The sequence below is a fragment of the Natronorubrum halalkaliphilum genome, from assembly GCF_009834785.1.
Taxonomy (GTDB): domain Archaea; phylum Halobacteriota; class Halobacteria; order Halobacteriales; family Natrialbaceae; genus Natronorubrum; species Natronorubrum halalkaliphilum.
The window spans coordinates 182,061-197,382 of sequence record NZ_WUYX01000015.1; the positions used below are offsets into that span (position 1 = coordinate 182,061).

The 15,322-nt window shown below is 60.4% G+C and carries 15 protein-coding genes; 5 read left to right on the top strand and 10 right to left on the bottom strand.

The annotated features are described in order from the left end of the window. Positions 1 to 36: 36 nt before the first annotated feature. Entirely contained in the window at positions 37 to 441 is a 405-nt protein-coding gene (locus tag GS429_RS04155) for a response regulator (protein WP_160062996.1), read from the bottom strand. Between the two features lie 264 nt (positions 442 to 705). On the opposite strand from GS429_RS04155, the gene GS429_RS04160 reads away from it, so the two are divergent. Next, entirely contained in the window at positions 706 to 1,401 is a 696-nt protein-coding gene (locus tag GS429_RS04160) for a helix-turn-helix domain-containing protein (protein ID WP_160062998.1), read from the top strand. A 679-nt stretch (positions 1,402 to 2,080) separates the two neighbouring features. Then, entirely contained in the window at positions 2,081 to 2,653 is a 573-nt protein-coding gene (locus GS429_RS04165) for a DUF7344 domain-containing protein (protein WP_160063000.1), read from the top strand. A 243-nt stretch (positions 2,654 to 2,896) separates the two neighbouring features. On the opposite strand, the gene GS429_RS04170 is transcribed toward GS429_RS04165, so the two are convergent. Together GS429_RS04170 and GS429_RS04175 are read right to left on the bottom strand one after the other, a co-directional pair. Continuing rightward, positions 2,897 to 3,745, bottom strand: a complete 849-nt coding sequence (locus GS429_RS04170; RefSeq protein ID WP_160063002.1) for an ABC transporter permease — start codon at positions 3,743 to 3,745, stop codon at positions 2,897 to 2,899. Next, positions 3,742 to 4,707, bottom strand: a complete 966-nt coding sequence (locus GS429_RS04175) for an ABC transporter ATP-binding protein (RefSeq protein ID WP_160063004.1) — start codon at positions 4,705 to 4,707, stop codon at positions 3,742 to 3,744. Before GS429_RS04175 ends, GS429_RS04170 begins: the two co-directional genes overlap by 4 nt. A 602-nt stretch (positions 4,708 to 5,309) precedes the next feature. Here GS429_RS04175 and GS429_RS04180 point away from each other — a divergent pair. Further along, positions 5,310 to 5,945 carry a helix-turn-helix domain-containing protein gene (locus GS429_RS04180; RefSeq protein ID WP_160063006.1) on the top strand — a complete coding sequence of 212 codons (636 nt, stop codon included), beginning with the start codon at positions 5,310 to 5,312 and terminating at the stop codon, positions 5,943 to 5,945. Positions 5,946 to 5,989: 44 nt separating this feature from the next. Here the strand turns inward: GS429_RS04180 and merB are convergent, their stop codons facing one another. From merB to GS429_RS04210, 6 genes are all read right to left on the bottom strand, one after another. Continuing rightward, complete coding sequence (gene merB, locus GS429_RS04185) at positions 5,990 to 6,634, bottom strand: organomercurial lyase (protein ID WP_160063008.1); 645 nt, start codon at positions 6,632 to 6,634, stop codon at positions 5,990 to 5,992. A gap of 109 nt (positions 6,635 to 6,743) precedes the next feature. Continuing rightward, on the bottom strand, positions 6,744 to 7,643 hold the full coding sequence (locus GS429_RS04190; RefSeq protein WP_160063010.1) for a class I SAM-dependent methyltransferase: 900 nt from the start codon (positions 7,641 to 7,643) through the stop codon (positions 6,744 to 6,746). 709 nt (positions 7,644 to 8,352) lie between these two features. Then, positions 8,353 to 9,126: a 2-oxo acid dehydrogenase subunit E2 gene (locus tag GS429_RS04195; RefSeq protein ID WP_160063012.1), complete on the bottom strand. Its 774-nt coding sequence runs from the start codon at positions 9,124 to 9,126 to the stop codon at positions 8,353 to 8,355. Continuing rightward, positions 9,123 to 9,716, bottom strand: a complete 594-nt coding sequence (locus GS429_RS04200) for a flavodoxin domain-containing protein (RefSeq protein WP_160063014.1) — start codon at positions 9,714 to 9,716, stop codon at positions 9,123 to 9,125. Before GS429_RS04200 ends, GS429_RS04195 begins: the two co-directional genes overlap by 4 nt. A gap of 57 nt (positions 9,717 to 9,773) precedes the next feature. Continuing rightward, positions 9,774 to 10,637, bottom strand: a complete 864-nt coding sequence (locus GS429_RS04205; protein ID WP_160063016.1) for a hypothetical protein — start codon at positions 10,635 to 10,637, stop codon at positions 9,774 to 9,776. Between the two features lie 210 nt (positions 10,638 to 10,847). Then, entirely contained in the window at positions 10,848 to 11,306 is a 459-nt protein-coding gene (locus tag GS429_RS04210; protein ID WP_160063018.1) for a hypothetical protein, read from the bottom strand. A 432-nt stretch (positions 11,307 to 11,738) separates the two neighbouring features. Between GS429_RS04210 and GS429_RS04215 the strand changes: the two genes are divergently transcribed. Next, on the top strand, positions 11,739 to 12,470 hold the full coding sequence (locus tag GS429_RS04215; protein WP_160063020.1) for a GNAT family N-acetyltransferase: 732 nt from the start codon (positions 11,739 to 11,741) through the stop codon (positions 12,468 to 12,470). Between the two features lie 124 nt (positions 12,471 to 12,594). Here the strand turns inward: GS429_RS04215 and GS429_RS04220 are convergent, their stop codons facing one another. Continuing rightward, the gene (locus GS429_RS04220; RefSeq protein WP_160063022.1) at positions 12,595 to 13,317 is read right to left on the bottom strand and encodes a DUF8164 family protein; all 723 of its coding nucleotides are present in this window, start codon (positions 13,315 to 13,317) and stop codon (positions 12,595 to 12,597) included. 231 nt (positions 13,318 to 13,548) lie between these two features. Between GS429_RS04220 and GS429_RS04225 the strand changes: the two genes are divergently transcribed. Then, positions 13,549 to 14,727: a redox-regulated ATPase YchF gene (locus tag GS429_RS04225; RefSeq protein WP_160063024.1), complete on the top strand. Its 1,179-nt coding sequence runs from the start codon at positions 13,549 to 13,551 to the stop codon at positions 14,725 to 14,727. Positions 14,728 to 15,322: the final 595 nt, after the last annotated feature.

Consider the following 15,322-nt stretch of genomic DNA (forward strand, 5'->3'; position numbering starts at 1 on the left):
GACGCGACTCGAGTCGTCTGTGGTCGCCAGTTGCGACTACTGTTGCAACGATCGGGCGAGTTGCTTGAAGGTGTCGGGAGCGAGCGGTTTTTCGACGCAGGCGTCTACTTCGTCTTCGATATCGTTCAATTTGAGATCCGCACCCTGTTGGGATCCCGAGAGCACGATCGTCGGGATATCCTTCACGTCGTCGTTCATCTCGGCGAGAACTTCTTCCCCGTCCTTTCGAGGGAGGTGGAGATCGAGGAGGATCGCGTCCGGCCGAGGAGTATCGCTGTAGTCGCCGGACCCGTGAAGGAACGCCAACGCGTCAGCGCCGTCGGTCACGACGTGAACGGTGGGCGCTAACCCACCCTCCTTCAACATCTCCTTTATTAACCTGACGTCACCCGGATTGTCCTCCACTAAAAGGATTTCGTCAAAGTGGTTTGGAGGCTCCATCGTATGTTCGATTGCGGCTGACAGGTTTAAGGGTTCTGTCACGTCCGAAACTAATTCGTCGATACCGGTGGGTAACGGCTGCTGATATGTCGATCGTTCGGTTCACGCGCCCAACCGAATAAGACGGCAAAAATGACTGATTAGTTTACAAAACTATTCAACGGTCTCGACCCTCTGTCTGTCCGAAGAGTCACGGAAATTGGGTGGCGGGAAAGGCTACCGCAAACCCAACGGGTCTATACGTCTTTGTGGTGGGTTCTGGTGATGACGACAGTCGTCGAGCTCGAGATACCGGCTGATCGGCTCGGGGCGGCCCGAACGTTTGATCGGGTGCCGACGTTCGAGTGCGAGATCGGTGGGATGATTGGCGATTCGCCGCCGCTGGTCTGGGCATCAGGCCCGGATCGCGCCACCGTTCACGCGGCGCTCGAGGCCGATCAATCGGTCAACGTGATCGCGAGTTTGACCGACAGCAGACAGGAGTACTACGAGAGCGAGAACGGGACCGACGGAAGCGAACGGTGGCTCTTCCAACTCGAGTTCGGTGACGGGATCAAGCTGTTTCAACAGATCGTCGCGGAGCACGGTGGGGCGATTCTGGCAGCCCGCGGAGCCGACGGCACGTGGTCAGTGAAATTGCTCTTTCACGACCGCGGATCGCTCTCGGAGTGTTACGCGCTGTTCGAACAGTACGATTTCAACGTCGAGGTCACGCGCCTCTCCGGGATAGACGACTTCGCAAGTGCTCGAACGCCGTTGACACAGACCCAGTACGAGACGATCTGCAAGGCACACGAACTGGGGTATTTCGACGTCCCTCGAAAGATTACGCTCAAGGAACTCGCCGCCGAACTCGACGTTTCCCATCAGGCGCTTTCGGAGCGGCTTCGTCGGTGTCACGCTGCACTCGTCAGCGCCGAATTGACCGATCGAATGACGCCGACGGCGATCGATCCGTAGTGTTATCTGGGTCGATTGGAATCCACCCCTTCACAGATCGACTCGCGAAAGGATCGTTCAGACGGTCCCGTTCGTCAGGTGACGGTGCGATCCGTGTATCGTGCTGGGGTCTTGTGATGTGGAGATCAAGAGTACCGTTCGTTTTGAGATCGACGAACAGCGTGGGTTCTGCCGCGGGTTCGGGTGACGAATTTCGACGATTTCGATTTCACCATCGGCCGACCAGTTCGACGGAGAAGCGCTTTTCGAAGCCCACGTGTCGAATTGTCACGTTATGCTCGAAGGTCCCGTCTAATTCCGTACATGTGGGCACCATTATTGGAACCTGTCCCCTATCTACCGTAACAGATAGCTTTATTATTGGACAGTAACAAACCAATAGTGTCGGCGCGGTAGCCGACCCCGCGATACCTACCGAGCGCTACTCCAAGCGCCGGTGGATCACTCGTGCTCAATCACCCCTGTGGCCACTCGTGGCTGTGTGGCCGCTTCTGGTGGATTGTGGATGGTGGATCCCTCGGGTTGTCCCACCACGACCCATCACTCCCTTCGAATCCGTCTGTACCATCACTCCTTTCGAATCCGTCTGTACCGTCACTGCTCCAACGGAATCAGCCCCGCCGGGACGGGAATATAGGAGGATACTTAACAGTCTCTCCGCAGAACATGAGTAGCAACGATGGCGATCACCGTGTCTCGAAATCACGTCGTCGGCGACGAAAACTCGTCCGATGGGGCGGAGTCGGACGCCGATCAGTCCGAATTCGACCCCGACGATATCTACCACCTCTTGCAAACTCGCCGTCGCCGGGACGTCCTCCGGTATCTCCGGACTACCGACGGCCCAGTCCGGTTGCGCGACCTCGCCGAACAGGTCGCCGCCTGGGAGCAGGAGACGACTATCGAGAACCTGACCTCGAGCCAACGCCAGCGCGTCTATATTTCGCTGTACCAGTCACACCTCCCGAAACTCGACAATCGAGGGATCGTCGACTACGACAAGGATCGTGGGGTAGTCACCGCGACCCCACTCGCCGCTCAGTTCGATCCGTATCTCGCCGGTCTCGAGGAGTCCTCGGAGGATCCGTGGCCGCGACGGTATGCGGGAACTGTCGGGTGTTGTAGCCTGTTCCTGGCAGCCACCGCGGGCGGGATCGCTCCGGCGTCGTGGTTCAGCACAGCCGTACTCATCGTCGTCGCGTTCACTGTTGTCACGGCCCTGCACGCGTATTCGGCACAAGTCGCGTCATAGATCGATTTGCCGTTCGAATCCGAGGCCGGGCTTGTCCGCCGCATTCGTGTTTGATTCACTACGGGTATTAGTAGGGAACTGACACCAGTGCGGTGCTCAGAATCCACTTTATAACAATACACGGCTGGAAACGTATTTACCTCCAAATCGATTTGGCGGGGGATTCGAACAGCGAGCGCCCAGAATTGTGCTGTACAGCGATCCTTCGCCGCTACAAAGGTCAGGTCAGTGGGAACGTCTTCGTCAGGAGACGGCCGCCCGTTCGAACTGTCTTATGCCGACGAGCATCGGAAGGATGAGCCAGAGGCCTAATATCACGGCTGCGACCTCGGGTTGGACGTACCACGAGAGCTCACTCGGTTCCGGGAGGTCCATCGTTTCGAGGCGCCCGTCCGGAAACACGCCGATCGTTGCCACGAGATACGCGCGCGCCGGATTCGTGAGCATCCCGACGAACTGAATCAGATCCTCTCCAACCCCGAGTCCAAGTACGGTATTGAGAACGTAATCGATGCCGGCCAACCCCGAAATATCGTCGTTTAGCGTGACGAGGTTCGTCAGAAGGTAGAACCCGAGCGCGCCGGCCATTGCCCGTGATCGAGACGCTGTGACCGCAGAAATCCCGATCGCAACCGCCACGTAGGCGAGTGCGTATATCGTCGTGAGAGCGGCAATTCGTACGAATACCGCTGCGTACAGCGAATCGAACCACACTACTGCGAGCACTGCAGCGATCGCGAATCCCAAAACGAGCGACGCCGCGACGATCCCCGCCCGCGAGATGTACTTCCCGAGTACCACGTCACGACGACTCACCGGCGTCGATAAGAGATGCTTGATGCTACCAGACTCGCGCTCGCCGGCGATCGAAAGATAGGCGGTGACGAGCGCAATCGCCGGGACGAACACTGCCCCAATAAACACCATGTTCCACAGCGCCACGAGGAGGTCGGGTGCCCCTTCGGCACCGCCGAGTCGCACTTGCAGGAAAAACAGTACGATCAGTAGCATATAATGTATCCCAACGAACCAGACGATCTTTGCTCGCCGAGCGTCGAGGAAATCTTTGGAGACGACCGCTCGGACGCTCATCGTTTCACCCCAACCTCCGCCGCGCCGATTTCGTTATCAACTGCCGGCGCGTCCTCTCGACTGGACGACGTGTACGTGTTGAACAACCGCTCGAGCGACGTTTCCGCCGACGTAATGTCCAAGATCCGGGTGTGTTCGTCCAGTTCTGAAATTACCTCGATTTTCTTCGTTGAATCCGTGATGGTTGCCGTAATCGTGGACTCATCGATCGTGACGTCTTCGACACCATCGATGGCATTCAGCGCGAGAGCGTCGGGTACGTAAGCGACGTCGATGCTAATCGTACCGCCGAGATCCAGATTCGATCGAAGCGCGTCGGGAGTGCCGGTGGCGACGAGACAGCCATCGTTCAAAATACCGATCCGATCACACACGGCTTCAACCTCGCCGAGGATGTGGCTCGAAAAGAACACGGTCCGTCCGTCGCCCGCCTCCGCACGGATAATCTCACGAAATTCCTGCATTCCGGTCGGATCCAGTCCTGCAGACGGTTCGTCGAGGATCAACAACTCGGGGTCACCGACCAGCGCCATGGCGAGCGCAAGACGCCGTCTCATCCCCTTCGAGTAGTCACCGACTGCTCGACCCGCCTCGTCGCTCGAGAGACCCACGCGGCTGAGCAGTGAATCAACGTCTACAGTAGCGTCGTTCGCTCGTGCGACCCACCCGATGTGTTCACGGCCCGTCAGGCGCGCGTAAAGGCTTGCTCCTTCGGGAAGCACACCGGTTCGTCGACGAATCTGCTCGGCGTCGGTGGTCGGATCGTATCCGAGGACGGTTACGTCCCCCTCAGTCGGCCGAACGAAATCGAGCAGCACATTGATTACCGTCGACTTCCCGGCGCCGTTCGGGCCGAGGAAGCCGAACACTTCGCCCTCTGTTACTCGCAAGTCGAGCCTATCGACGGCGACGACCTCCTCGTTAAAACGCTTGGTGAGATGTTTTGTCTCGATGGCAGTCATCGCGGACCTCACCTCGAGATTACCGCTTCCAGTCGTTGTCCGACCGTCTTGGGTTCGTACCGGTCGGGGAACGGTCTATCGGCCGTTCTCAGTCGGTCGAACAGCCACCGGACGCTCCGCACCGTAGCGGCGACGAACCCGATTGCGACCGCCACCACAATCGGATACGACATCACCAGTACTCCCGCAGCGAGTAATCCCACGAAGAGCGCCCCACCGACGAACGGTCGCTGTTCCGGATGCTCCGGATCGAATCTGTGCGTGTTTCGAATTCCTTCAGGGTCTATTGGTCCTCCGTGCATAGTACCGAACCTCCGATTTTGGACCGGTTAGGTCGAACCGCAACCGAACACACGGGAGACAGACCGAGGTCGATTGCTCCGGATATACTGGGCGGGTTTATATTCGTCCACCGAACAGCCGTTCAGGCGAACTTTGAGGGCGTGTAAGTCGCGTAATCTCGGTACGACGGGGCGATTTTCCGTCGTTCGAAGGCGCCCGATCCGATGGCGGAGCGACGTACCGGGCGAGCCGAGTGTCACCTCCCAGTATGCTGGGCACAACACTTTACTGGCCACTCGATGGAGTCCCCGACTAAGGCCATGAGAGAGGCTAACATAACCATCGGCGACGGGGAGTTCGGCGCGATGGGAATCGAGGAGCTCATCGCCCTCGGTCGCGAGGCGGGGATTCGAGACTTCGAGGAGTTGGCCTGTCACGGGACCGGGGCCATCGTACAGGTGAAAGTCGAATCCCGGTACGACGAAGACCGGCTATCGGCGCTGGACTGTGTTGATCAGTGGGAACGCGTCGCGGAAACGGACGGTGGCTACCTGTACGTGATCGCGTTTACTGCGCCGGAACTTCCGGAGAGCCTCGCTGAGGAAGTCGAGGACCTGATCGGGACGTGCGATCCCGAACTGGACGACGGGAGCGCAACGATCTCGCTCGTCGGCCCCCAGGAAACGATCGCCGAAACGATCAGCGAATACGAAGCAGCCGGAGTCTCACCCGACCTCCGGAAACTCGGTTCCTACGACGGCAGCGATGACCCGGTAGATGCCTTAACCGACCGTCAACAGGAGGTGATTCGGACCGCGTTCGACATGGGCTACTACGAAGTGCCGCGGGAGGTATCGACCGAGGATGTCGCTGCCGAACTAGCGCTCGATCCCTCTACCGTCTCTGAGCACCTCCAGCGTGCCGAACGGAACGCACTGGCGCAGTTCCTCCAGTGACCGAATTCCGCACCCGATCGATGGCCCCGCTCACGCTGGGTATCTCATCGCCGGACGAGTTCGGCAGCCAGATCCGTCGCACCGTCGAGCGGCATCGCAACGGTCGGGGCCGAGACGCTCCTCGCCCACCCCTCGTAAGCGGCCGGGCTCGGAAACGCGTTGACGTACGGACAAATCGCGGCATAGCCGCGCTCGAGCGACGGCTCCTCCCCGTCGGCCGGCGGCGCGACGGCGTCGTCGATTCCGAACGAGAACACCGCCTCGCCGGGCCGTACCGTCAGTTCCTCCGTTCCGACGGCGCGCGCCTCGATAACCGTCCCGTCCGGGCTGGTCGTCCGAATGTCAACCGGCCGCTCCGACAGGGCGGCTAGTATCACTGCGTCGTAAAAGCACGCGAAGTGATACCGCTCGTCGCCGACCGCTCCCCGATGGACTGTCTCTTCGTCTGTCAGGCAGAGATCGTCAACGGTGATCGAACCGCCGGCCGTCCGGTTTCGGACTTCGGTAGCCCACTCGCCCAACGTCTCGATCGACTCCACGCCGAGGAATCGGCCCAACGCCGACTGCAACTCCGGGGGCAGTTCCGCCTCAAGTGCGGACGCATCCGCGATCCATCGGTTCGCGGATCGTTCGGATTCGGCCTTCGAGTTGCCGATACCACCACAGCAGGGACACGGGTCGTCCGTCATGGAAACGCGTACGGTCGTTCCGTCGATCGGTTTGACTCCCAATCCACGGGGTCCGTTTAAGCCGCCATCCCTACGTCGGCTTTGGGAGAACGGATCGACCCAGGTGAGATCACTCCGATCCCGTAACCGACGCCGTCGTTAGTAGATACTCGAGTTCGACCGCGTTCCGCTCCTCGTCGAAGTGCGGTTCGATCGTCTCGATCACCCGCTCCCGAAGTCCGGGGACCTCCTCGTCGTCCACCGAATCGAGCACCTCGATGAACGTGCCGGAATTCGTGGCCATCTGGTGCCAGAAGTGCTCCGGCGAGAGCGCCGGGTACCGTACGGTGTCGGTTTCGAATTCGAGCTCTCGAACGGCCGAACCGAGTCGCTCTCGGACCGTCCCAGGATCCCCCCACAGGAACGGCGGTTCCGAAAAGTCCGGGAGGTCTTCCGGCGCTAAAACGGACGTAACCACACCGGCCATCGACGGATACAGGCTGGCTGTCGTCCACGACGTAAACCCGATTCGACCGCCAGAACGCGTCACCCGGAGCAATTCGCGGGCTGCAGTATCAGGTGGATCGCCGTACATATGGCCGAGGTTGGATAGCGTAACGTCGAACGCGTTCTCCGCGAAGGGGAGGTCAGTCGCGGTCCCCTCCCGCCAGGAAATCCCCTCCACAGCAGCCCTGTCTGCGTTCGTTCGAGCGCGTTCTAACAGTTCGGGCGTGATATCCAGTCCCGTTACGTGCCCATCGCGTCGGGCCGCGGTGATGGCGACGCTCCCTGTCCCACAACCGATATCAAGGACATCGTCGGCGGCGGAAACGGCGGTGCGTTCGACGAGGCGGCCGCTCATGGAGAGGTATTTCGGAGCGATATCAGCGTACGATCCGGCCGCCCACACCTGTTTCGCCCACCGATCGAACGACGTTCCGTGTTCAGTATGCTGGTGATCGACTGTATCGCCGGCGTTTGGCTCATCATTCGAATCACTGTTCGGCTCGTCGGTATCGGACTCGGTCATTTCGTTTACCTTCGATTAGCGCTGACGGTCTCCTTTCCGGAAGCGCTTGCTCCCATCTGATCGGGGTCATTTAACGGACGCTGTCAGTCCACCTTTCCCTGGGGCGAAAGAAGAGCAACAGCTCATACTGTTGGACAGAACGACGTGAAGCCGATCGTTTTGCTGGGGTCGTCATCGTCGGCGACGACTCCGAATTCACGATCGGCTTCGTATTGACTGCTGTCCGGCAGTATCAATAACGGCCTACATACGGAAATCCGTCATCTCGAAAGAATGGACGACGGGCCCTTTCTTCCGAATCAACGCGTTAACGCGGCGTGGTGCAGACGATGAAACCCGTCCCGACGAACACTTGCACGACTGGAAACCGAGACCGCGATCGTTGTCACTCGTTCTCTTGACGAAGCGCTTCCTGCCTTCGAGAGCGGTCCTGCCGAGCGGGAGTCGACGACGTTCAAATCTTCTCGAGTGGGAACTGGATCGCCCTCATCACCGTTTTCGTTGGGGTACCAGCGGTCTTTCGCACTCCGAAGTTCGCGGACTCTGCGGGTAGTCCCCTCTACGTTGCAGAACTGAGCCTCGCCTGGCACGTCATACTGGCCCTACTCTTCGGATACTGGAATCTCGTTCAGTTTCCGCTTTCGATTCGGACGCGGTCGGCTTGGCCACACCAGCAGCGACCGCAGTAGGCCGGTTGCGACGAATACCGTTACAGCGTCTCGGGCTCTTCGACCAGCTCCTTCAGCCGTTGAACGAACCGAGTTGCCGGTGCGCCGTCGACGACGTCGTGGTCGAACGTCGCCGTGAGCGACAGGTACTCGCGGGGTTCAATGTCGCCGTTTACGACTCCAGGCTTCTGGCCAATCCCGCCAACCGTGAGTTGAAGCGTGTAGTTTGTCGGCGTGATCCCCCACCCACCACCAGTACCGAACATCCCGACCGAACTCACCGCGACAGTGCCTCCGATACGCTTCCAGCGTCGAGGAAACCACTGCGGGAGTCGAAAGAACAGTCGCCGGACAGGACCGGGGAGGCGGAAGGCCAGGGGGGCCAACCCTGGCTGCTGTCGGTCGTCTGGATCCGCCTGGACTGTCCGAATCTCGTCGTGAATCGACTGGAGTGACCGTCGATTCGCCGCTCTGATGACGTGCGGAACGCCGATTCGGTTGCCATCGAGTTCAACCTCGATGAGAACCATCACGTCAACATCATCGAACTGGATAATCCGCCCCCGCCAGTCACGGTAGGCGTTGATGTGGCGGTGATCTTCGAGGGCTCGAGCCAGACAATGCACGAGAAATGCGGTGAACGAGAGTTCCTCGCCCGTTTGCTCCTCTCGGTCGTGAATGCGCCGGCGGGCTTCGGTGACGTCGAACTCGACGAGTCCGTGAACGACGCTTCGCCGGCCAGCCATGCGCATCGCGTCGACGGTCCCCCGCCGCTGTATCGGGAACGGTTCGGTCGTGTCACGTTGCTCGCTCATTCGAGTCCTGCTCGGTCGTCAGCAACAGGAGGTGTGATTCCGAGTCGCCCTTCAGCAAACGCGGCAACGTCGGCGGCGAACGCTTCGACCTCGTCCCAATCCGTGAATTCGATGTCTCCCGCCGAGTCTGCGTCGGGCATCTCGGTCACTTTCCGCTTGGCGATCTGTTTCATGACCAATCGCTTCAGGAACCCGTATTCCGTATAGCGCAACGCGCCACCGAACAGGCCGATTCGATCGGGATGCCAGTCGGTGGCCTCGATGAACTCCTCGACGTAGCCGGCCGCATGGGCTTCCCCGCCCTCGTCGGCCGAGGACAGCGACACCTGAAAGAAGGCGGTCGGTTTCGTCGCCAGCGAGTCGCGGGTAGCTGTGACGAACTCGCGGACGGACGGCTGGTGCTTGCCGCCGTGAATTGACGCGCCGACGAGGACCGCGTCGAAGTCGTCGATGGCGAAATTCGGGGAGACCTCGTTCGCGTCCACCGTCGTGGCTTCGTGCCCGCGGTCGATAAGCACGTCACCGATGCGAGTTGCGACTTTCTCCGTCTGTCCCTCACCGGTTCCGTAGAGCACGAGGAATGTTGACATGGGGAATCTCGAGCTACTACCCTCGCAACCACAATAAAGGGATCCCGCGGTGAACGGCTACGCATCCGGTTCGTCAGGCGCCCGCATTTCGTCGGCCGGTTGAGGCGGGTTCTTTCCACTAAACGCCAGCAGGTAGTTGATGGCCAGCGCCGCCGCGATGACGAGCGGGAGCATCGTAAACACGATTACCCACACCGAGACGGTTATCTCGCACTCTATGACCAGCACGGCGGTCATTCCCGTGATCGACGGGGTGAGCAGCGCGCCGAGCAGGAGAACGACGCCACCGGCGACGTATCCCCACGGACGTCGCTGCCAGAGCCAGTAGCCGGAGATTGCCAGTGCCGGAACCACGACGGCGAGATCGATCGCGTGACTGACCGTCGCCTGTTCACCGAGTTCGTCAACGATCGTGGGTTGAGTCCCCGTTATCAACGGTGGCACCAGATCCCCCAACCACAACAGGGCGAGGCCGAGGGCGATCGTCCAGAGGAACCCGCTGTAGACGACGGGTGAGACGCGACCGTGGATCTCGTCGTAGACTCGATCTTCGTCGATACCGGCGAAGCCGCTGATGAGTGCGAACAGCGAGAGTCCGAACAGGGCGACGTAGCCGAGGAAAAACTCGTTCCACGCCACCGAAAATGTGATCGATGCCCACATGTAGGTCATGTAGGAGAGCGCGCCGAGCCAGACAAGGTATCCGCGAAGCGAGCCGCGTGCAGCGAACCAGAGTCCGATCGCCAGCACCGGGACGCCGACAAGCAGGATCGTGAGGTCCTGAACGTACAGCGCCGTGAGGAACTCGGGGTGATCCCCGTAGTGTCCCGGACGGAACAGCCCGAGGAGCGTCGAAACGATCGATAGCACGAGGATCGCAACCGTCGTCCCGATCTGCCAGCGCGAGAGCGAAGGAGTCATTCCACTGGTATCGATACTATACACGACTCGCAGCAAAATAACCTGCTGCCGATATTCTCGCCGCGGAGAACACCATCGGTATCAACGAGATGGAAGGGTCACGGACCGGGTATTCAACTCTCGAGAGTCGAGAGTCGACAACCGGCAATCAACACCCAGTGAGTCACTCGAGCGACAACCGGCGAGAACGCGGCGGCGAAGCGACGACCGTCAGTCGGCGCGGGAAGCGGGTGCCGCCGCGTTCGATTCGGGGGTGGTTTCGAGCTCGAGGACCCGGTGGGCGTAAAAGACGACCGAGAAGTCCTGTGGGCTGGGGATCGAGCAGGCGAGCCAGCCGATCGCGATCGCCGTAACGATCGGCGTCTCGGTTGTCACGGCGCCGCTCATCCCGGCCCCGAGGACGGGGACGGCGAGGAGCAACGGCGAGAGTGCCGCCACCCGAAGTACCCAGGTCGGTTCTCGGCCGGTCAGATGCGGGCGAACGACCGCCCACGGACAACTCGCCAGCAGACCGACGATGCCGTCTGTTCGGTCCGGGAAGTAGGAGATGGTGTGGTCGACGCGGGCGAGTCGAAGGACCAGGGCGTGGGCGCACTCGTGGGCGACCAGTCCGACCGCTACCGTGAGGGCAAGCGCACAGCCAGCAACCGCCACATCCGTACCAATCATGAAGTTACGTGAGCAACACCTGTCGTTTCGATCCGATAGTGGATCGACGGCGAACTCACGTATCCGTTTGGAAACGCCGCTGGTGGAAGTCCGTCCGGATTCACGTGTTGGGTCATTAAGTCACCGGCACGTGCTGGGCACCACTGTTTGTTACGGACTGCTGTACCGATGTGCCGGGACAACCGCGGACCGGGCCGTGGTTGCCTGTGGTGCTGACGAACAGCAACCCGTATGCCGCTGATGTGGAGCACTCGCTGCCGTCGAGACAGTGATCCGCTCTCCCGTCCGTCCCCGTGGCACTCCGGCCGAATCGGTCGAAAACTGGTCGGTGACCGCCTCCGGATGGACTTCGGAGACACAACCGACAGAGCCCCGAACACGACCGCGTCCAGTCAGCCAAGGGTTAAGTATCATGGGATGGTATTCCATACCATGTCATCGAACGAGCCGCTCGAGTTCGGCCACACCGACCGAAAAGCGATCTACGAGTACGTCGAACGCCACGGTGCTGTGGACCCGGACGACGTACAGGAAACGCTCGGAACCGATCCCAGCGGCTTCCGACACCACGTTGCGATCCTGAAACGCGACGGCCGACTCGAGGAAGAGGACGGCAAACTCCGGGTGACGATCGCCGCGGGGGCCGAGGAGGAGTACGTCTCGGAGGATCTCGAGTTCCACATTCGGCCGGCCAGACAGGAGGATCTCTCGGGGATCGTCGGCGCGATCCGACAGGTGGCCGAGGAGAAAACCTACATCGAGGCCGAGAGCGTCGCGGACGAGATCGACCACGAGGAGGCGCTGTTGCGGCACAACGAGATCGAGTCTCGGATGTTCTTCGTCGCCACCGTCGACGACGAGGTCGTCGGCTGGGTCCACCTGCACGCGCCGGAACTTGAGAAGCTGTCTCACACTGCCGAACTCACCGTCGGCGTCCTCGAGGACTATCGCAGCCACGGTATCGGCTCGCACCTCCTCTCGCGGGGCCTCGAGTGGGCGGGCTCCAACGGGTACGAGCGGGTCTACCAGAGCGTCCCCTCGAGCAACGAGGAGGCGATCGCGTTCCTCGAGGGACACGACTGGGAGACCGAGGCGATCCGCGAGGACCACTACAAACTCAACGGTCACTACGCGGACGAAGTGATGATGGCGCTCGAACTCTGATACGGATTGCCGTAACGATTTACCGGTGCAACCGCCGCCCGGATCGCGGTTGCGCCGGAAATGACTTACAGTAAACCGTATGAATCGAAAGGCTGCCGGGACCTTCTCGTGAAGACACCGGCTCTCACACGAACGGCGGAGCGAAGCCGAACTGGACGAGCGCCCAGAGAGCGACGAGAAGCGCGATGATCGCGGTCCCGCGAGCGAGTCGGGGCAGCCACCGTTCTCGTCGGTTGGTGATCCGGACCGACGGAACGTGTTTGACCTGTTTGACGCCGTCGTCGGAGTGATACGTAAAGACGATCGGAACCGAGTACTCCCCCGCCGGGGCTCGCTTTCGCGTGTTGATCTCGAAGATGTAGGCCGGGTTTTCGTCCGTGTTTCCCTCGAGTGACTTCCCTTCCAGTGCGTAGTCGGACGATTCGGCTGCCGGTTCGTCTCGAAAGACGACCGGATGGACGTGGTCGGAGCCGTTCGGCGAGCCGTCACGGTCTCGGCTGGAATCGCTCCCGTCCTCGTCGCCAGCCGATTGCGGTTCCAGGTTTCGCCTCACGGTACCGGGGTTCTCGACGTCGATCACCTCGTCGGCTTCGTGAAACACGTTGAGTTCGTTCTTCTCAATCCGATCGATACCCGAGACAAAGACGCCGAGTTCGATCCGCTCGCCCGGATCGATTCGATCCTGCTTGAGAAAGGCGTCGAGGTCGGTCTCGCCGATCGATCCGTCGCCCGAAACGAAGATGCTAATCTCGACTCGGCCGTCCGCATCGATTTCCGACCCTTGGAGAAACGGCGTGATCGAGTATCCACTCGAGCGCTCGAACTCGGCGTGTAGCTGTTCACCCATTGAATATGTGACTGTCCCAGTCAGCCAAGTTCAGCGCTTCGGCCGATAGCGAGTGTTCGAACGGCGAAACAGCGGGATGCCCCGAACTGTGGCCGCCGCATACGGCACCTCGTAGGCGTCCGTCAGCACCGTCTCACGGGTCAACGCGTCCGAACGCTGCCATCGCGTGACCGCCGCCGTTCAGCGTCCCGGATCGAAAGGTAGTTTTCTCGGAGTCTGCTAGCCTGAGCCATGCTTTCGATCGCGCTTGCCGGAAAGCCAAACGCCGGCAAGTCCACGTTCTACACCGCGGCCACAATGGCCGAGGTCGACGTCGCGAACTACCCCTTTACGACCATCGACGCCAACCGCGGGGTCAGCTACGTCCGCACCGATTGTCCCTGCCTCGAGCGCGAGGAGCGCTGTACCGCCGACAACTGCGAGGACGGCAAGCGCTACGTCCCGGTCGAACTGCTGGACGTGGCAGGGCTGGTTCCCGGCGCTCACGAGGGGAAAGGGCTGGGGAATCAGTTCCTCGACGAACTCACCAACGCCGACGTGATCGTCAACGTCATCGACGCCTCCGGCGGGACCAACGAGAAGGGCGAACCTGTCGACATCGGCGAGCACGACCCGCTCGAAGACATCGACTTCGTCGAGGAGGAGATGGACCTCTGGCTGGCCAGCATCGTCGAGAACAACTGGGAGTCCGTCGAACGCAAGTCCCGCTCGCCCGACTTCGACATCGATGAGGCCCTGGCGGACATGCTCTCGGGGTTCGGTGCCTCGCCGAAACAGATCGCGATCGTCCTGCGGGATCTAGAGTACCCCGAGGACCCGATTCAGTGGGAGGACCACCACCGCGAGGCGCTCGCGCGTGACGTCCGCCAGCGCACCAAACCGATCGTCGTCGCGGCGAACAAGATCGACGTCGCCCCCCAGGAAAACGTCGAGAAACTGCTCGAACTCGACAAACCTGTGATACCCACGACGGCTGAGGGCGAACTCGCGCTTCGCCGCGCCGCGGAAAACGGCCTCGTCGACTACGATCCCGGCGACGAGTCCCTCGCGATCGGCGACGGCGTCAACGACGCCCAGCGCGAGGCCCTCGAGGGCCTCGCCGACACGATGGGCGAGTGGGACGGCACCGGCGTCCAGTCGGCGCTGGACTACGCCGTCTACGACTTACTCGACCACATCACGGCCTACCCGGTCGAGGACGCCTCGAAGTGGTCCGACGGCAGCGGAAACGTCCTCCCCGACGCCTTCCTCCTGCCGGACGGCTCGACGCCGGTCGATCTCGCCTACGCGGTCCATTCGGATATCGGCGACGGCTACCTCCACGCGGTCAACGCGAAGTCGAACCGAGAGGTGGGCGAGGAGTATCAACTCGAGGAGGGCGATGTGATCAAGATCGTATCTACTAACTGATTGTACTGTAACAAATAAGACTCTGCGTTTTACGCGGGCGTGATGATCGGGACAGGCGGAGGAATTATCGGAGTTGTTCTTCGTTCAATCGACGGTGATACTCAGATTTCATTATGTGTAGCGTGAGAAGTGCCGGAAAGAGAAGAAGTGGCCATAACCACGGAACCAGTAGAATAAGTATCGTAAACTGTACGGCAAAGAGCATCAGTAGAATATCGCTCTGCCTCTCGGAATCTATGGACATTAGACTATCATATTTCTGAGCTTATAATACATATTTCGCTTCTAACTAACCACTTCGCATCTACAGTGACCGCGAAGGTCGAAGCAGATCAAGATGGTGTTTATACGTTGTGTACACTGTGTGTACTCAGATATGGTAATCAAGATCGTGAGTACGAACTGATATTACGCCATACAGAGTCTATCCCCTCACCAGTCCCTAGAGCCGTTAGATAACCGAGCGTACGTCGACTTACTCCAATGGCTGGGCGTAGTCAACTTGCTTTGGTGAGCGTGTCATAGAAAGCGTCACGTACGAAGCAGCAGGGTGTGGAAAGTGTGTCCAGCACAACCACAACCCTGCAAGACGTTG